The following is a 17,410-nucleotide window of genomic DNA, read 5'->3' on the forward strand; positions in this document are numbered from 1 at the left end:
GTGCCATTTCTCAATGGCGGTCGCGGTCCTGCTTCCGAGGAACCCTCGGAGGCGGGACCGCAGCCGTCTCACGCGACCCCTGCCGCGGCAACAGACCTTGTCACGGCACGCAAACAATTACTCACACGCGCCGACGGCAACAAGCGCATCGATGCGCCCGCCCTTCGGCGGGTGCTCGTCGACCTGCACGACTTCTGGCTCACCACCAAGGCTGCCGAGATCGGAATCAAACCGGGTAGTGGGTTTGCGATCGTCGCGGTCGGCGGACTCGGGCGGCAAGAGTTGTTGCCCCACTCCGATCTCGACCTGATCCTGCTCCACGACGAGATGGATCCTGCCATCGTCGCCGAGGTCGCCGATCAGATCTGGTATCCGCTGTGGGACGCACACATCAAGCTCGACCACAGCGTGCGGACGGTGTCGCAGGCCTTGCAGGTTGCCGCCTCTGACATGACTGCGGCGCTGGGGCTTCTCGAGGCGCGGCACATCGCAGGCGACGAGGACCTGTCGCGGCTGTTGATCGGTGGTGTTCGCCAGCAGTGGCGTACCGACATCCGGTCACGCTTCGGCGGACTGGTCGACCAGGCCCGTGATCGCTGGCGTCGCAGCGGCGACATCGCGCACCGCGCCGAACCCGACCTGAAATACGGTCGTGGCGGTCTGCGTGATGTGCACATGCTCGATGCCTTGGCCATCGCGCAGCTGACCGACGGCATGGCCGCGCTGCGGCCGGATTCGCCGGGTGGTGGTCTGCGCCAGGCATACACGCGCTTGCTGGACGTTCGTACCGAACTGCACCGGATCACCGGTCGACCACGGGAACAGCTACGGGCGCAGGACGCCGACGAGATCGGTTCCGCACTCCGGATCGGCGATCGGTTCGAGTTGGCGCGCACCATCAGCGACAGTGCGCGCACCATCAGCTACGCCGTCGACGTGGGTTTGCGGACCTCATCGAACTCCTTGCCCCGCAAGGGATTGTCGAAGTTGCGGAGATCCCCGATCCGGCGACCGCTCGACGAGGGTGTCGTCGAGCACCAGGGCGAAGTGGCGCTGGCGCGAAACGCGTTCCCCAGCAAGGACCCCGGACTCATCCTCCGGGTCGCGGCGGCGTCGTCGCGGACCGGACTGCCGATGGCCGCAGCGACACTTGCCCGGCTGGCGGATTTTGCACCGGAACTGCGCGAACCCTGGCCTGCGGACGCTCTCAGCGATCTGTTGGTCCTGCTCGGATCCGGCGAACACATGATCGCGCCGATCGAGGCATTGGACCGAACCGGTCTGTGGGGCCGGCTCATCCCGGAATGGGGTGCGGTGCGCGACCTTCCGCCCCGAGATCCCATCCACACCTGGACCGTCGACCGGCATCTCGTCGAGACCGCGGCCAACGCAAGCGCTTTGACCACGCGGGTGTCACGGCCGGACCTCCTGGTGCTCGGTGCCCTGATACACGATCTGGGCAAAGGCCGCGGTGCCGATCACAGCGTTGTCGGTGCCGAACTCGCCAACCAGGTGGGCAATCGCTTCGGGTTGTGGCCCGAGGACGTGGTGATCTTGTCGAAGATGGTGCGCTATCACCTGCTGTTGCCGGAGATGGCCACCCGCCGCGACCTCGACGACCCGGCGACGGTGCAGAGCGTTGTCGACACGCTGGGTGGCTCGCGGGTCCTGCTGGAGCTGCTCGCGGCGCTGGCCGAGGCCGACTCGCTGGCCACCGGACCGGGCGTCTGGGGTGACTGGAAGGCGTCGCTGATCGGTGAACTGGTCAGGCGGTGCCTGCGGCTGATGGAGGGTGGCGACCTATCCACCCCCGATCCGCTGACACCTGAGCTGATCGCCCTCGCCGAAGCCGGTGGCATCAGCGTGGACATGGTGTCCACCGACAATCAGCACACCTTCTCCGTGACCATGATCGCGCCGGAGCAGCCGGGCTTGTTGTCCCGGATGGCAGGCGTCCTGTCGTTGCGGGGTCTGCGGTTGCTCAGTGCGGTGGTGCAGACGCACGCGGGGAGTGCGGTCAACACGTTTCTCGTGTCGCCGATCTTCGGAGATCCCGGCGAGGTGGGATTGCTGCGCCAGCAACTGATCCAGGCGGTCGAAGGTGGGATCGATGTGATCGCACGACTGGACGCCAAGGAACGCGACAGCGCGCCCCTGGCGCCGCCGGACGGAAGCGTGTCGCCTGCGGTGCCCGCGTTGTTCGCACAGGCACCCCCGAGGGTGATCTGGTTCGACGGCTACGACGACAGCAGTGTCATCCTCGAACTCCGTGCCGGCGATCGGGTCGGACTGCTGGCCCGGGTCAGTGATGTTCTCGAACGTCATGGCGTCAACATCACGTGGGCCAAGGTCGCCACGATGGGCGGATCGGTGGTCGACTCGTTCTGTATCCGGTTGCCCGGAGACGGCTCGCAGACCCGTGACCAGCTCGAACAGGCGATCCTTGCAGTGGTGCCACCACCGGCGCCACCCCGAGAGCACGACGACAAACCCGGTAAATCCGGTGTCCCGATAGGCTAGGGGCATGTTCGACTCCCTCTCAGGCCGGTTGGCCGGTGTCCTTACCGATCTGCGCGGCAAGGGCAAGCTGTCCGATGCCGATATAGATCGCACCTGTCGCGAGATCCGTCTCGCGCTTCTCGAGGCAGACGTGGCGCTGCCCGTCGTCCGCGGCTTCATCAGCCGGATCAAGGAACGGGCCAAGGGCGCCGAGGTGTCCGGGGCGCTGAATCCGGCGCAGCAAGTCGTCAAGATCGTCAATGAGGAGCTTGTCGGCATCCTCGGCGGCGAGACCCGACGGATCCAGTTCGCCAAGACCCCGCCGACCGTGATCATGCTCGCGGGCCTGCAGGGCGCCGGTAAGACGACGCTCGCCGGGAAGCTGGCCGCGTGGCTCAAGAAGCAGGGGCACACGCCCATGCTCGTGGCCTGTGACCTCCAGCGTCCCGGTGCCGTCAGTCAGTTGCAGATCGTCGGTGAGCGTGCAGGCGTGCCGGTGTACGCACCCCATCCTGGGCAGAACGTCGGTGGTACCGGGGAGCTCGGTGTCTCGGGTCATGATGGCGCCGAGAGCCTTGCCGAGCCGATCGAGGTCGCCAAAGGCGGTGTCGCCGAAGCCAAATCGAAGCTGCACGATGTTGTGATCATCGATACCGCGGGTCGCCTCGGTATCGACGAGGAACTGATGCGCCAGGCCAGGGGGATCCGCGATGCGGTGAATCCCGATGAGGTGCTGTTCGTCCTCGACGCCATGATCGGTCAAGACGCCGTTGCCACCGCCGAGGCGTTTGCCGAAGGTGTCGACTTCACCGGTGTGGTGCTCACCAAACTCGACGGCGACGCCCGTGGTGGCGCCGCCCTGTCGGTCCGGGAGATGACCGGCCGTCCCATCATGTTCGCGTCGACGGGCGAGAAGCTCGACGAATTCGATGTCTTCCATCCCGACCGGATGTCGAGCCGCATCCTCGGTATGGGCGACGTGCTCAGCCTCATCGAGTCGGCGGAGCAGCACTGGGATGTGCAGCAGGCCGAGGACGCGGCGAACAAGATCAGTCAGGGTGAGCTGACGCTCGAGGATTTCCTCGAGCAGATGCTGATGATCCGCAAGATGGGCCCGATCGGGAACCTGCTCGGCATGCTGCCGGGTGCGGGCCAGATGAAGGATGCGCTTTCCCAGGTCGACGACAAGCAACTCGACAAGGTGCAGGCCATCATTCGTGGCATGACGCCTGCCGAACGCGACAACCCCAAGATCATCAACGGATCTCGCCGGGCCCGCATCGCGAACGGTTCGGGTGTCACGGTCAGCGACGTCAACCAGTTGGTCGATCGCTTCTTCGACGCGCGGAAGATGATGTCGCAGATGGCAGGCCGCATGGGTATGCCCGGCGCCAACCGCAAGGTGAATCGCAAAAAGGGCGGCAAGAAGGGCAAGAAGGGCGGTCGCGGACCGACGCAGCCGAAGGTGCGGGGCGGTTTCCCTGGCGGCATGCCCGGTGGAATGCCTGCCGGCTTCCCTGATCTGTCGAACATGCCCGCCGGGCTCGATCAGCTTCCGCCCGGGCTCGAGGGTATCGACGTCAGCCAGTTCCAGCGGCCCAAGAAGAAGTAGTCGGGACCACACCTATGGTGCAGTCGCGGTTGCACTTTCGTGGTCGTGCTGTCGGGACCGGGGAACCGATCGAGTTCTGGGTTTCCGACGGGGTGATCTCGTACGAGTCGGTGCCGGGCGCGGTTACGGTGACCGATGGTGGCTGGATCATGCCGGGTCTGGTGGATGCCCACAATCATGTGGGTATCGCACCGGGGCTGGGCGTGACCATCGAGCAGGCCCGCGCATTCGCCTACGCGGATGTCCGGGCGGGCGCGACGCTCATCCGTGAGGTCGGTTCTCCGCTGGACACGCACCCGCTCGACGCCGATTCCAAGTGTCCGCAGTTCATCCGGGCCGGCAAGCACATCGCCCGTCCCAAGCGGTACCTGCGCGACTACGGCGTCGACCTCGACGACGTCACCGATCTGCCTGCCGAGGTGGCCAGACAGGTGGATGCCGGGGACGGCTGGGTCAAGCTCGTGGGGGACTGGATCGACCGCGACACCGGGGATCTGGCACCGCTGTGGCCGGAGGATGTGCTTCGCGAGGCGATCTCGGTTGCGCACGATCGTGGTGCCAAGGTGACCGCACACGTTTTCGGCACCGAGGCGTTGTACGGGCTGATCGCGGCCGGTATCGACTGCATCGAACACGGCACCGGCCTCAACGACGAACTCATCGCGGTGATGGCGGAGCAGCGGATCGGGCTGGTGCCCACCATGATCCAGGTGGAGAACTTCCCGTCGATCGCGGACGGCGCGGACCGGTTCCCGGCGTACCAGAAACACATGCGCAAGCTCTACGCCGATGCGCCTGCCACATTTGCCGGGGCGGTCGCCGCCGGAGTCGACATCTACGCCGGAACCGACGCCGGTGGATTCGTGGAACACGGTCGGATCGTCGACGAGGTGGTGGCACTGGCCGACATCGGTCACGGCGCGCGGGCCGCCCTCGACGCCGCCTGCGGCTCGGCGCGGCGATGGCTCGGAGTCGGGACACTCGACGCAGGCGACCGCGCGGACGTCCTTGTGCTGTCAGGTGATCCGATCGCAGATCTCACGGTGCTGCGGTCGCCGGAGACCATCGTCTGCGGCGGCAACGTCATCTGAGCTGCGTTCACGAACGCGTCCGCACGTGGGCCCGTTCACCCTGTGCGCCGAAGAGGTTGAGGACCTCGGCAGGTTCTGTCCCCAGGGCGCCGACCCAGTGGGGTACGTGGGTGTCGAACTCGACCACTTCTCCCGGCATCAACTCGAGGTCCCGGTCTCCGAGGATCAGTCGAACCCGTCCCGACAGGACATACAACCATTCGTAACCCTCATGGGTCTTGAGTTCGGGGTCTCGGACGTCCTGCGGCGGCATGATCTGCTTGAACGCCTGCACACCACCCGCACGCTTGGAAAGTGGGATGAACGTGCGGCCATGACGGTTGATCGGCCGAAGATGTATGCGAGGGTCGCCGGTCGGGGGTGCGCCGACGAGTTCGTCGAGGGGTATCGAGTACGCCTTGGCCAACGGCAGCAACAGTTCGAGTGTGGGTTTGCGGCCGCCTGATTCGAGTCGCGACAGGGTGCTCTCGGAGATGCCGGTGGTCGCGGACAAGTCGGAGAGTGTGATGTCGCGGTTCCGGCGTAGCTCGCGCAGTCGTGGTCCGACTGCGCTCAGGGCCTGATTCAAGTCGTCGTCCATATCTGAAGAGTCTGCCAAGAATTGCCGAAATGGCAAACAAACTTGCTGGAACCTACGAGGGGAGTGCACGGTGGGGACATGACTGATGAGATGCAGAGTGATTACGACGTGGTGGTGGTCGGCGGTGGTGCCGCGGGTTTGAGTGGGGCGCTGATGCTGGGAAGGTCTCGGCGATCGGTCCTGGTCATCGACTCCGGGGCACCGCGCAACGCACCGGCGGCCGGGGTGCACGGATTCCTCACCAGAGAAGGGATCGCACCGGCCGAACTCCTCGAGATCGGCCGCGACGAGGTCCGCCGATACGGCGTCGACCTGGCCGCCGCCGAGGTCGTCTCGGTGGACGGCGCGCTCGACGCCGGCTTCGTGGTCACTGTCTCCGACGGGCGGACGGTTGGCGCGCGCCGACTCCTGCTGACCACAGGGTTGATCGACGAACTGCCCGACATTCCGGGTCTGCGCGAACGATGGGGCAAAGACCTGCTGCACTGCCCCTACTGCCATGGCTGGGAGGTACGTGATCAGGCCATCGGCGTTCTCGCGAGAAACGCCTGGGCGGTTCATCAGGCACAGATGTTCCGCCAGTTGAGCCAGGACGTGACGCTCTTCCTCAATGACGCGCTGACCTTGTCCGGCGAGGATGCCGCCGCGCTGTCGGCTCGAGGGATCAACGTCGTGGAAGGCGCGGTCGTCGCGGTTGAGTCACGCGATGACAAACTCACCGGTGTCCGGCTCGCGGGTGGGACGTTCGTGGAGCGGGAAGCACTGACGGTGATGCCGAGATTTGTCGCCCGCGCGGGATACCTCGACGACCTCGGACTCGAATCGGTTGCCCACCCCATGGGTGTGGGTGAGCACATCCCCGCAGACGAGAACGGTGTGACGTCAGTCCCGGGGGTCTGGGTGGCCGGGAACATCACCAACCTGATGGCACAGGTGTCGGGGGCGGCTGCAGCCGGGGCGATGGCGGGCGCCCAGGTCAACGCCGATCTCATCGCGGAGGAAGTCCGGTCGGCCATCGACGGCGGGCAGGGCCGGTCGGAGACGGCGTGATTTCAGTTCAGGGGCCCGACTCTGGCAGAATGGTCAGCTGGTTCGCCGGACCCGGCTCAACACCGACCGGCGGTCACGCCACACGAACAGCAAAACCGGGCGTTTCAATTCCGAAACGTCGCCGAATTGCACTGTGACCATAGAAGGAAGTAACTCGTGTCTGTCAAGATCAAGCTCACCCGCCTCGGCAAGATCCGCAATCCCCAGTACCGCATCGTCGTCGCCGACGCGCGTACCCGCCGCAACGGCCGGGCGATCGAGACCATCGGTCGTTACCACCCCAAGGAAGAGCCTTCGCTGATCGAGATCGACACCGAGCGCGCGCAGTACTGGTTGAGTGTCGGCGCACAGCCGACCGAGCCTGTCGCCGCACTCCTGAAGATCACCGGTGACTGGCAGAAGTACAAGGGCCTGCCGGGCACCGAGGGCACCCTGCGCGTTGCCGAGCCGAAGCCGTCGAAGCTGGATCTGTTCAACGCTGCGCTCGCCGCTGCCGACAATGCACCCGCCGCAGAGGCAACCACCCCGAAGAAGAAGGCCGCCAAGAAGGCCGACAGCAGCGCCGACGAGGCTGCAGCCGAGGCTCCCGCTTCTGAGGCAACCGACAAGTGAGTGTCGTTGTCGCTGACGCAGTCGAACATCTCGTTCGCGGCATCGTTGCCTTCCCGGATGACGTGCGCGTTGAGCTCGTCACCGGTCGGCGCGGACGTTTTGTCGAGGTTCACGTGAACCCGGAGGATCTGGGTAAGGTCATCGGCCGTAACGGCCGTACGGCCACCGCGTTGCGCACGCTTGTCACCGGTATCGGTGGCCGGGGTGTGCGGGTCGACATCGTCGACACCGATCGCTGATCGGTACAAGACACATGGATCTGGTTGTCGGCCGCGTTGCCAAAACGCACGGCGTGCGCGGTGAATTGGTGGTCGACGTCCGGACTGATGTACCCGGCGAACGCTTTGCCGTCGGCAGCGTCCTTCGTGGACGCAAGTCGACCGGCAAGAACACGTTTGTCGAGAACAACTACACGGTGACGGCCGCCCGGAATCATTCCGGGCGGCTGTTGCTGACCTTGGCGGAGGTTGTTGACCGCGATACGGCCTCCGATATGCGGGGGACGCTCTTCCTCATCGACTCGGATGATGTTTCCTCCGGTGACGACCCCGACGAGTTCTATGATCATGAGCTCCAGGGGGCCCCGGTCCGGACCGTGTCCGGCGACGATGTCGGTGTTGTCACCGACGTTCTTCACATGCCCGGCGGCGATCTGCTCTCGGTCAAAACGACTGACGGCCGTGAAATCCTCATCCCGTTCGTGACGGCGATCGTCCCCACGGTGAGTCCCGATCTCATTGAGATCGATCCCCCTGACGGCCTGCTGGATCCAGAGTGACCGAGGGGTCTGCGCAGGCGGGGACGCCACAACCGGCCCTTCGGATCGGCGTCGTCTCGATCTTCCCCGAGTACCTCGAGCCGATGCGAATGGCATTGCTCGGCAAGGCAATTGACCGAGGCATACTCGCGCTCGACACATACAACCTCCGCGACTGGACCCACGACGTGCATCGGGCTGTCGACGATTCGCCCTATGGCGGCGGTCCCGGGATGGTCATGAAACCCACGGTGTGGGGCCCATGCCTGGACGAGGTCTGTCCCGACGATGCCCTGCTGGTGGTGCCGACGCCGGCCGGAGTCCCGTTCACCCAGGAGACGGCGCACGCCTGGAGCAAAGAACGTCATATCGTCTTTGCCTGCGGCCGCTACGAGGGCATCGACCAACGGGTCATCGATGATGCAGCCAAACGTGTTCGGGTCCAAGAAGTTTCGATCGGCGACTTCGTACTCATCGGTGGCGAGGTGGCCGTGATGGCCATGGTGGAGGCCACCGTCCGGCTGATCGACGGGGTTCTGGGCAACGCGAACTCGCATCAGCAGGATTCGTTCTCTGACGGATTGCTCGAAGGACCGAGCTACACCCGGCCACCGTCGTGGCGGGGTCTGGACGTACCGCCGGTCTTGCTCAGTGGCGATCACGCCAAACAGGAGCGCTGGCGCCGCGAGCAGTCCATCGAACGTACCCGCGCCCGTCGTCCCGATCTGCTGCCACCTGATCTGCTGCCACCCGACCCGACGGCGTCCGGCGCGGGTTAGGATCTCCGCACACCATTGGGGGGTGGCGATGAGTACCGAATCGGCAAGGACAGTGGCGGTCAGCAAGCGGGCATGGGAGTCCCTGCTCGATGAGGTCGACCGACAGCGCGCACAACTGCGCGATGTCGAAGAACAACTGCGCACGATGACCGTCGAGGCGACCTCGACGGATCGGCTCGTCACAGTATTCACCAATGCGCGCGGCGCCTTGATCGACCTGCATCTGGAACCCCTTGCGCTGCGCCGCTATCGCGCCGACCAGTTGTCGTCGCTGATCTGTGAACTCACCGCGCGAGCAGATGGCGAACTCGCCAACCAACGGAACCAGCTGATCGAGCAGATCGTCGAAAACCCTGGACCGCACTATCGGGATCTCGATGAGGTCGCCGCGCGGGAGGAGGCGTGATGGACGAGCGAGCCGGCAGTGACCTGCTTGTCGACGATGCGGCACTGACCGCTGCGGTACACCGGCTTGCCCCGCTGGTCGGGGAGGTCGATGCGATCCTGGCAGAGGTCGATGTGATCATCGGTGATCTCCGGCGCGACTGCTCCGGCCACCACACCGGTTCCGCTTTCAATTCTGCCCAGACCGCCGCGGCCCGCGTGACCGAGGCGGAACTGCGTGCGGTCCGGTCAGCCGTCCTTGCCTTCAGTGACAACCTCACTCGCGTTTCCGTCGAGTTCGGCGACGTCGACACCGCGGCTGCCACCGCGCTCGGAACCCGGCAATGCTGAGTGACCCGGTCGCCGAACTATTGGAAAAGCTCTGGCCGACAACAGATCCGGATCGAGTGAACCTCGCCGCGGAACGGTTTTCGGCGTTGGCGCGGCGGCTATCGGACGTGCAGGTTGTCCTCGGCGGTACGGCCCGTGAGATCGCGGCGACCGGTGACGGACATGCCGTGATCACGATGGCGGAGCAGGCCCGTCGCATCGTCGACGTCGACCTGACCACCGTGATCGACCGTCTCGCCCAACATTCGGCCACCACGCGCGCCTACGGTGATGCGGTCGCCGAGACGCAGGAACGGCTCACCGTTGTTGCGGCGATCGCCGATCGAGACGTGCTGGCGGGTCAGGTTGTCGCGACCGCGTCCGGCGACACCACCAGACTGTCGGGTGCGCATGACGCTGCGACCCGGGTGATGACCGCGGCTGCCGGACAACTCGACTGGCGAACCCGAGAGATCACCGACGATCTGTCATCAAAGAGTGATTCCGAACGCGGCGAAAACCAGTCGGGGGGCGGGGGAGCGCCGATGATGGCCCCGATGGGTGGCGCCATGGCCGGTGCGATGGCAGGCGCTATGGCGCACGCCCGCGGCGCGGACCACCGATCTGACCTCGACGTCGCCGACGCTGATCTGGCGATGCTGCGCTCACGTGCAGCACACCTGGCCGCCGTCCAGCCACCGGAGGTGGCGCCATGGATCCGGATGGCGGTCGGCCTGGGCGTGGCCGGCGACGGCCGCCACGTCGTGGTGGTCGGGACCAGTGAATTGGGTGGATACCTGCGTCCGGGTACGGCGTTGGAATCACACGAGATCGTCGTCGGCGATGGGCGAGCACCCGAACTCGCGATCATGAGCTATTTCGCTGACCGCGACATCGAGCCGTTGGCGGTCTGTGCCGCCACGCCGCCACCTGCCGAGGTCGCCGCCGAGATCGCCGATAGCGGAGCCCAGGATCTCCGCGTCGACGACGGCGGCGACGAGGACTCCGGGCAATGACAGCGCACCGCATCGATGTGCTCGGATCAGGCGTCGCGGCTCTGGTCGATCGTGTCGAACCGCGACAGGTGAGTCGGGCCGGCCTGCTCCTGACCGTGACCGCACTCGATGCCGCAGCGGTGCCGACCGATGGCGTGATCACGGCTGTATTGACCGATTGGCGGGCCAATCGTCCGGTCGGTCCGGCACACCGACTGTCCGTCGGATCGATGCGAGCCCGACTGGACGGGGCTGCGTTGTCGGCCGGGCATGCGGGGCGGATGCCGGAATACCGGGCGGAGTTCAGCCGGGCGCGTGCCGTCGCGGCACTCGAGTTCGGGATCGCCAACACAGGGCGCGATGGCCTGCGGGAACTCGTCTGCGAGGCGTGTGCCGCGACCGGTTCGACCGTTTTGGTCGCAAATGTCCTTCGCGATCACATTGGGGGATAACCTCTTCGAATGGCCCACTGGTTCCAGGAGAACATCGTCGACAACGGGCGACTACCGCTCTTCGTGGCGTATGTCGGGTTCATTCTGGGCTTTCTCGGGATCCGGATCAGTGTCCGGCTGATCCGCGCCGAGGTCAGCTGGTGGTTCAACAACGTGACACCGGGTGGGATGCACATTCACCACGTCGTGTTCGGGACCGTGCTCACGATGATCTCGGGCCTGGGCCTGATCGCGATGTCGATCAACGGTTCGCAGGTTGTGCTGTCGATCTTCGCCGGCCTGTTCGGAATCGGGGCGGCGCTGGTCCTCGACGAGTTCGCGCTCATCTTCTATCTGAGAGATGTGTACTGGGCTGAAGAAGGCCGGGCCTCGATCGATGCGGTATTCGTTGCCCTCGCCGTCATGGGCCTGTTGCTGATGGGCTTTCGCCCGTTCGAGATCGACGACGCCGACACCGGCGATGTGGTGTCGTTGGTGGCGTTGGGCGTCTCGCTGTCGATTGTCGCGGCGCTCACCGGCATCGTTCTGCTCAAGGGCAAGATCTGGACCGGGTTGATCGGGCTGTTCATCTTCCCCCTTCTGATCGTCGGATCGATCCGTTTGGCGCGTCCGACATCCCCGTGGGCGCGGTGGCGTTACACAAAGCGCGAGAAGAAGATGGCTGCGGCGGTTCGCCGTGAACGCCGCATTCGGCGCCCGCTGATCCGGGCCAAGATCTTCATGCAGGACCTGATGGCCGGAAAACCGGACGTCGCGCACGCCAAGGCCGGGGCCGAGGCCGAACTCGATGTCGTTGTCCACGCCGCGCCTGCACCAGGGGAGTCCGGCGAGTTGGTGCTGACCAAGACGATTTCTCAAGGGCGGGGTCCTTCTGGCACAATTGACCAGTTGCCGATCGACGGTCAGACGCCAGGTTCTCCTGTTCGCTGATCTGTGGCGGCGACCAAACGAATCAGAGCACGAACCAGTCGAGCCGCAAGGCCGCTAGGTTCCTCTGCTCACGCCAATAGGATTGGAACCGACAGTATGAACACTCTGGATTTCTTGGACAACAGGTCCCTGCGCGACGACATCCCCGACTTCCGTCCGGGTGACACCCTCAACGTTCACGTGAAGGTGATCGAGGGCTCGAAAGAACGCGTTCAGGTCTTCAAGGGTGTTGTCATCCGCCGTCAGGGTGGTGGCGTCCGCGAAACCTTCACGGTTCGCAAGGTGTCTTTCGGTGTCGGCGTCGAGCGGACCTTCCCGGTTCACAGCCCGAACCTGGCCAAGCTCGAGATCCTGACCCGCGGCGATGTCCGTCGTGCGAAGCTCTACTACCTCCGCGACCTGCGTGGCAAGGCCGCGAAGATCAAAGAAAAGCGCTGACACACTAGGCTTGCGGCGTGGTCGACACCCCCCGCACTCCTGACGGTTCGAATCCCTACGGAAACGAACCCGCCAGCGACAGTCCGTTCGAATCGGATGACTCCCCGCGCCCCTGGCGCAGCCTGGACGATGATGATGGCCGCAAGCCCAAGAAAAAGGGTTCTCTGCTCCGCGAAACCGTCATCATCATCGTCTGTGTGCTGCTGCTCACCTGGGTGCTGCAGACATTCATCGGGCGGCAGTATGTGATTCCTTCGGAATCGATGCAGCCAACTCTCACCGGATGCGACGGATGCACCAACGACCGCATCGTGATCGACAAGCTGTCCTACCGCTTCGGTGATCCCGAGCCAGGGGATGTTGTCGTCTTCAAGGCGCCGACATCGTCGTGGGATCTGGGATGGAACTCCCCTCGGTCATCGAACACCTTGGTCCGCGGCACCCAGAACGCGCTGTCGTGGTTCGGCTTTGCGCCGCCCGACGAGAACAATCTGGTCAAGCGTGTGATCGCGGTCGGCGGCCAGCGCATCGAATGCCACAATGCCGATGGCACCGGCGCCAAGGTCGACGGCAAACCATTGGTCGAGCCGTACATCGACCTGGAGCTGCAGCGCAAGAACGCAGAGCTCCGGCCTGCGGAACTCCTCGACACCAACGGCGAACTCAACTCGTGCTTCGGTCCCGATTTCGGTCCGCTCGATGTGCCCGAGGGGCAGGTCTGGGTGATGGGTGACAATCGGGGCAATTCCGCCGACTCTCGTTACCACATGGATGACCAGTTGCACGGCATGGTTCCGGTTGATGACATCCGCGGCAAAGTCCGCTTGATCATCTACCCGTTCTCCCGCTTCGGCAGCGTTGAGTCCATCAACCCACAGAAGTAACGATGTCCGCGCCAACGAAGTGGCCACCCCGGGTGGCGATTCGACGAGCGGCCGGGCTGCGCACTTTCGAGGCCGCTCTCAATCGCAGTGGACTCGGGCCGGTGGCCGGGGTCGATGAGGCCGGTCGCGGGGCCTGTGCGGGCCCGCTGGTTGTGGCGGCCTGTGTCCTCAAGCCGACTCAGCTGGTTTCCCTCGCAGGACTTGATGATTCGAAGAAATTGAGCGAGTCGACCCGGGAAAAGCTCTACAAGTCGGTGACCCGTCATGCATTGGCGTGGTCGGCCGTGATCGTCGACGCCGATGAGATCGACCGGATCGGGATCCACGTGGCCAATATCGAGGGCATGCGGCGGGCTGTGGCAGGTTTGCCGGTCAGCCCCGGATACGTGCTCTCCGACGGCTTTGTGGTGCCCGGACTGACCGCTCCCTCACTTCCGGTGATCGGCGGCGACGGGGCTGCGGCCTGCATTGCCGCCGCCAGCATCGTCGCCAAGGTCACCAGGGACCGGATCATGGTCGACATGGATCGTGAGCTTCCCGGGTATGGATTCGCAGTCCACAAGGGGTACAGCACGCAGATGCACATGAGCTGTCTCGACGATCTGGGACCGTCGCAGCAGCATCGGATGTCGTATCGCAACGTGCGAATGCGCGTCCGCGTGCCCTGATTGGTGTCCTCGGTGCCCTGATTGGTGTCCTCGGTGCCCTGATTGGTGTCCTCGGTGCCCTGATTGGTGTCCTCGGTGCACAGTCCTGTGGTGGGGGCGCGTTACCCTTACAGGATGAGCGCCGAGGATCTCGAGAAGTATGAAACCGAGATGGAACTGTCCCTGTACCGCGAATACAAGGACATCGTCGGTCAATTCACCTACGTGGTTGAGACCGAACGGCGGTTCTATCTTGCCAATGCGGTGGACATGGTGCCCCGCAATGCCGACGGAGAGGTCTACTTCGAAGTCCGCATGAGCGATGCCTGGGTGTGGGACATGTACCGTCCGGCCCGCTTTGTGAAGCAGGTGCGGGTGATCACGTTCAAGGACGTCAACATCGAAGAACTCGAGAAGCAGGATCTGCGTCTGCCCGAGGATGGGGTTCTGGGCGAATAGTCGGGGGATTTCTCGCACGGCGTCTGCGGGATGTGCTGTCGCACAACGGATGAACTCAGGACGAGATCACCGACCGGGAGCCGTCTGAGACGAGCAACGCCTGATCGTCGGCGAGCAGACGGAGCGTGAATTGCTTGCCGTAGCGGCGGGCGACCTCCTCGATGACCGTGCGACCCGACACGATGCCGTCGGCGTGCGGCACGATGACCTCATCGATCCAGCCGAGCCCCACGGTCGAGCGCAATCCGCTCGCTTCGGTCGGGTCGTCGAGCAGGCCGAGCGGTTCGATGTCGGCGCCGACAACGCAGGCGCCCGCGCTCGCACCGATATACGGAAGACCTGCCCGGACGTGTTCGGTGAGCACGTCGGCGAAGCCGGTGCGCCGCATCGCCGCCAGTAGGTGGAAGACGTTGCCGCCGGAGACGAAAACGGCGTCGACGGAGGTCAGCGCATCCTTGATGTCGGTCGCCGGCATCGTCTCGATGTCGAGTTCGGTCGTTTGCCAGCCCTGACCGCTCAATGTTGCGCGGTCGAAATCCACCCAGCCGCGGTCGGTATAGATCGATGACGCCGTCGGGACGAAACCGATGCGTGCGCCTGGTTTGGTCCGGGGCGTCAGAAATCCGGGGACGGCGTCCAGCCATCGACTGACCAGCAATAGTTCGGCCATGTCACCAGCCTGCCACAACTGCGTCGGACAGTCCGCCCTGAGATCTCCTGTGGCGCAACGGGTGAACTGGGTTGATCGGAAGACCGGCAATATCGCTGTTCAGTGGTGCCGGAGGCGGGATGGGTATCGCAGTTGGTACCCCGCGACTTTGTGATGGATGAAGTCATCGCGGAGACGTAGCTCAAGTAGTCCCGACTTTCCACAGTTCAGTGCTGTGTCCACAGGAGAGGATTCTGTGGTCGGTTTTTAGGTGGTGTGCCGGTGGTGGTCGTCATGGTTGGTCCATGAATCAGTCGGGAGATCATTCGGGTCGCGATGGCGCGAGGCTGTCGCGTCGTGAGGTCGGGCAGTTGGGTGAGGACCTGGCCGTCCGGTTTTTGGAGGACGCGGGCTGGGTGGTGGTGGCGCGCAATTGGCGTTGTCGCTACGGCGAGCTGGATGTGATCGCTGTTGACGGTGTCGCGTTGGTGGTGGTGGAGGTCAAGGCGCGGACGGGGTCGTTGTTCGCTGATGCCGCCGAAGCGGTGTCGTTCGAGAAGTACAAGCGGATGCGGCGGCTGGCGGCGCTGTGGTTGCGTGAGCAGGACCGGGGATGGCCGGTGGTGCGTTTCGACGTGATCGCCGTGCAGTTGAATTCGGCGGACCAGCCGACGTTTTCGCATCTGCGTGGGGTGTTCTGAGGTGAAGCTGGGTCGGGTGAGGTCGGTGGCCCTGAGCGGTGTCGAGGGTGTGGTGGTCGAGATCGAGGCGTCGATCGGCCAGGGGTTGCCGGGGGTGCACCTGGTGGGCTTGGGGGATGCGGCTTTGAAGGAGGCCAAGGATCGGGTGCGGGCGGCGATCACCAACACCGCGGCAGCAAGTAAGGGTTCTGCCGATGAGTCCGGTGGTGGGGTGCAGAAGTGGCCGGAGGGAAGGATCACGTTGGCGTTGTCGCCGGCGACGCTGCCCAAAGCGGGTTCGATCTTTGATCTCGGACTGGCGCTTGCGGTGTTGGCTGCGAACTCCGACAAGCCGTCGGGCTTGTTGGAGAAGTCGGTGTTCATCGGAGAGTTGGCCCTTGATGGGCGGGTGCGGCCGGTGCGGGGTGTATTACCGGCAGTGGTCGCGGCGCGTAAGGCGGGGTTCGCGTATGTGGTTGTGCCGCTGGCGAATGTCGCAGAGGCGACGCTGGTCTCGGGGATCGAGGTTGGTGGGGCGGCACACCTGCGGGAGGTGTTGGGGTGGCTGCGGGGTGCGAATGTGCTGGACACGGTGTGTGAAACGGTGCAGCGCGCGCCGGCGTCGGTGTCTCCGGATCTGTGCGATGTGGTGGGTCAGGATGAGGCGCGGTATGCGATGGAGATCGCGGCCGCCGGTGCCCATCATCTGTTGCTGACGGGTCCGCCGGGGATCGGGAAGACGATGTTGGCGCGTCGGTTGCCGGGGATTCTGCCGCCGTTGGGGGAGTCGGAGGCGTTGGAGGTCACCGCGATCCATTCGATTGCCGGTGGTCTGCCGGAGCATCATCCGTTGGTGACCGAGGCGCCGTTCATTGCGCCACATCATTCGACGACGGTGACGGCGATGATCGGTGGCGGGACGGGGATGGCCAAACCGGGTGCGGTGTCTCGGGCGCATCGGGGAGTTCTCTTTCTGGATGAATGTGCCGAACTCGGGGTGAAGGTGCTCGAAACGCTGCGAACACCGTTGGAAGACGGTGAGGTTCGGGTCGCCCGCCGTGACGGAGTGGCGCGGTTCCCGGCTCGTTTCCAACTCGTCCTGGCCGCAAACCCGTGTCCCTGTGCGCCTGCCAACGATGTGGATTGCGTGTGCTCACCAACGGCCCGCCGCCGCTATCTGGGGAAGTTGTCCGGCCCGCTGATGGACCGGGTGGACATCAGGGTCCGGATGGATCCGCCAGGCAACGCCGCGCTGACCGCCGGCGCCGCTGAAACGAGCGCCGAGGTCCGTGAGCGGGTGATCGCCGCCCGCGGCGCGGCCCGGGAACGCTGGCGGGGACAGGGGTGGCAGACGAACTCGGAAGTACCCGGTTCGGTGCTGCGGCGAGGGGAGTTCCGACTGCCGCCAGACGTGACCCGTCCGATCGAACTGTTCCTGCGCGACGGTCGCATCACCGCCCGAGGGGCCGACCGCGCTTTGAGACTTGCTTGGACGCTCGCCGATCTGGCAGGCGCCGGCGAGCCGTCGGAAGACCATGTGGCACAGGCACTGATGTTCCGTGACCGCGGATACAACTGAGGG

General features: G+C 64.9%; 21 protein-coding genes. 19 read left to right on the forward strand and 2 right to left on the reverse strand.

Going from position 1 to position 17,410, the window contains the following annotated elements; all coding sequences use genetic code 11:
• Genes AC1TPF_RS16650 through AC1TPF_RS16660 form a run of 3 tightly spaced genes read left to right on the forward strand, consistent with a single transcriptional unit; the run spans position 1 to position 5,202 of the window.
• Positions 1-2,520: a [protein-PII] uridylyltransferase gene (locus tag AC1TPF_RS16650; RefSeq protein WP_482144783.1), complete on the forward strand. Its 2,520-nt coding sequence runs from the start codon at positions 1-3 to the stop codon at positions 2,518-2,520.
• Between the two features lie 4 nt (positions 2,521-2,524).
• On the forward strand, positions 2,525-4,111 hold the full coding sequence (ffh, locus tag AC1TPF_RS16655; RefSeq protein ID WP_482138991.1) for a signal recognition particle protein: 1,587 nt from the start codon (positions 2,525-2,527) through the stop codon (positions 4,109-4,111).
• 14 nt (positions 4,112-4,125) lie between these two features.
• Entirely contained in the window at positions 4,126-5,202 is a 1,077-nt protein-coding gene (locus AC1TPF_RS16660; RefSeq protein ID WP_482144784.1) for an amidohydrolase family protein, read from the forward strand.
• 7 nt (positions 5,203-5,209) lie between these two features.
• Here the strand turns inward: AC1TPF_RS16660 and AC1TPF_RS16665 are convergent, their stop codons facing one another.
• A complete protein-coding gene (locus AC1TPF_RS16665; RefSeq protein ID WP_482144785.1) occupies positions 5,210-5,782 on the reverse strand; it encodes a helix-turn-helix domain-containing protein in 573 nt (190 codons plus the stop codon).
• 78 nt (positions 5,783-5,860) lie between these two features.
• Here AC1TPF_RS16665 and AC1TPF_RS16670 point away from each other — a divergent pair, with 78 nt between their 5' ends.
• The 14 genes from AC1TPF_RS16670 to AC1TPF_RS16735 all read left to right on the forward strand — a co-directional run bounded on the left by AC1TPF_RS16670 (position 5,861) and on the right by AC1TPF_RS16735 (position 14,499).
• The gene (locus AC1TPF_RS16670) at positions 5,861-6,832 is read left to right on the forward strand and encodes an NAD(P)/FAD-dependent oxidoreductase (RefSeq protein ID WP_482144786.1); all 972 of its coding nucleotides are present in this window, start codon (positions 5,861-5,863) and stop codon (positions 6,830-6,832) included.
• Positions 6,833-6,988: 156 nt separating this feature from the next.
• Positions 6,989-7,444 carry a 30S ribosomal protein S16 gene (rpsP, locus tag AC1TPF_RS16675; protein ID WP_482138999.1) on the forward strand — a complete coding sequence of 152 codons (456 nt, stop codon included), beginning with the start codon at positions 6,989-6,991 and terminating at the stop codon, positions 7,442-7,444.
• A complete protein-coding gene (locus AC1TPF_RS16680) occupies positions 7,441-7,683 on the forward strand; it encodes an RNA-binding protein (RefSeq protein ID WP_482139001.1) in 243 nt (80 codons plus the stop codon). Before rpsP ends, AC1TPF_RS16680 begins: the two co-directional genes overlap by 4 nt.
• A gap of 14 nt (positions 7,684-7,697) precedes the next feature.
• On the forward strand, positions 7,698-8,222 hold the full coding sequence (gene rimM / locus AC1TPF_RS16685) for a ribosome maturation factor RimM (RefSeq protein ID WP_482139003.1): 525 nt from the start codon (positions 7,698-7,700) through the stop codon (positions 8,220-8,222).
• Positions 8,219-8,980 carry a tRNA (guanosine(37)-N1)-methyltransferase TrmD gene (gene trmD, locus AC1TPF_RS16690; protein ID WP_482139005.1) on the forward strand — a complete coding sequence of 254 codons (762 nt, stop codon included), beginning with the start codon at positions 8,219-8,221 and terminating at the stop codon, positions 8,978-8,980. Before rimM ends, trmD begins: the two co-directional genes overlap by 4 nt.
• A gap of 28 nt (positions 8,981-9,008) precedes the next feature.
• Positions 9,009-9,386 (forward strand): YbaB/EbfC family nucleoid-associated protein, encoded by a 378-nt coding sequence (locus AC1TPF_RS16695; RefSeq protein ID WP_482144787.1) that lies wholly within the window; start codon positions 9,009-9,011, stop codon positions 9,384-9,386.
• The gene (locus AC1TPF_RS16700; RefSeq protein WP_482144788.1) at positions 9,386-9,715 is read left to right on the forward strand and encodes a hypothetical protein; all 330 of its coding nucleotides are present in this window, start codon (positions 9,386-9,388) and stop codon (positions 9,713-9,715) included. Before AC1TPF_RS16695 ends, AC1TPF_RS16700 begins: the two co-directional genes overlap by 1 nt.
• Entirely contained in the window at positions 9,709-10,710 is a 1,002-nt protein-coding gene (locus AC1TPF_RS16705) for a hypothetical protein (RefSeq protein WP_482144789.1), read from the forward strand. Before AC1TPF_RS16700 ends, AC1TPF_RS16705 begins: the two co-directional genes overlap by 7 nt.
• On the forward strand, positions 10,707-11,141 hold the full coding sequence (locus AC1TPF_RS16710; RefSeq protein WP_482139013.1) for a hypothetical protein: 435 nt from the start codon (positions 10,707-10,709) through the stop codon (positions 11,139-11,141). Before AC1TPF_RS16705 ends, AC1TPF_RS16710 begins: the two co-directional genes overlap by 4 nt.
• Positions 11,142-11,150: 9 nt before the next feature.
• A complete protein-coding gene (locus AC1TPF_RS16715; RefSeq protein WP_482139015.1) occupies positions 11,151-12,071 on the forward strand; it encodes a hypothetical protein in 921 nt (306 codons plus the stop codon).
• 96 nt (positions 12,072-12,167) lie between these two features.
• Positions 12,168-12,509 carry a 50S ribosomal protein L19 gene (gene rplS, locus AC1TPF_RS16720; RefSeq protein ID WP_482139017.1) on the forward strand — a complete coding sequence of 114 codons (342 nt, stop codon included), beginning with the start codon at positions 12,168-12,170 and terminating at the stop codon, positions 12,507-12,509.
• 17 nt (positions 12,510-12,526) lie between these two features.
• Positions 12,527-13,393 (forward strand): signal peptidase I, encoded by an 867-nt coding sequence (gene lepB / locus AC1TPF_RS16725; protein WP_482139019.1) that lies wholly within the window; start codon positions 12,527-12,529, stop codon positions 13,391-13,393.
• Between the two features lie 2 nt (positions 13,394-13,395).
• Positions 13,396-14,061 (forward strand): ribonuclease HII, encoded by a 666-nt coding sequence (locus AC1TPF_RS16730; RefSeq protein ID WP_482144790.1) that lies wholly within the window; start codon positions 13,396-13,398, stop codon positions 14,059-14,061.
• A gap of 114 nt (positions 14,062-14,175) precedes the next feature.
• Positions 14,176-14,499, forward strand: a complete 324-nt coding sequence (locus tag AC1TPF_RS16735; protein ID WP_482139022.1) for a DUF2469 domain-containing protein — start codon at positions 14,176-14,178, stop codon at positions 14,497-14,499.
• Positions 14,500-14,554: 55 nt separating this feature from the next.
• Here AC1TPF_RS16735 and AC1TPF_RS16740 read toward each other — a convergent pair whose 3' ends face one another.
• Positions 14,555-15,169, reverse strand: coding sequence for a Type 1 glutamine amidotransferase-like domain-containing protein (locus tag AC1TPF_RS16740; protein ID WP_482144791.1), 615 nt, complete (start codon positions 15,167-15,169; stop codon positions 14,555-14,557).
• Between the two features lie 284 nt (positions 15,170-15,453).
• Here AC1TPF_RS16740 and AC1TPF_RS16745 point away from each other — a divergent pair, with 284 nt between their 5' ends.
• Together AC1TPF_RS16745 and AC1TPF_RS16750 are read left to right on the forward strand one after the other, a co-directional pair.
• On the forward strand, positions 15,454-15,849 hold the full coding sequence (locus AC1TPF_RS16745; protein ID WP_482139025.1) for a YraN family protein: 396 nt from the start codon (positions 15,454-15,456) through the stop codon (positions 15,847-15,849).
• A gap of 1 nt (position 15,850) precedes the next feature.
• A complete protein-coding gene (locus AC1TPF_RS16750; RefSeq protein WP_482139027.1) occupies positions 15,851-17,407 on the forward strand; it encodes a YifB family Mg chelatase-like AAA ATPase in 1,557 nt (518 codons plus the stop codon).
• The last annotated feature ends 3 nt before the right edge of the window (positions 17,408-17,410 follow it).

The sequence above is a fragment of the Williamsia sp. Y853 genome (assembly GCF_056786495.1).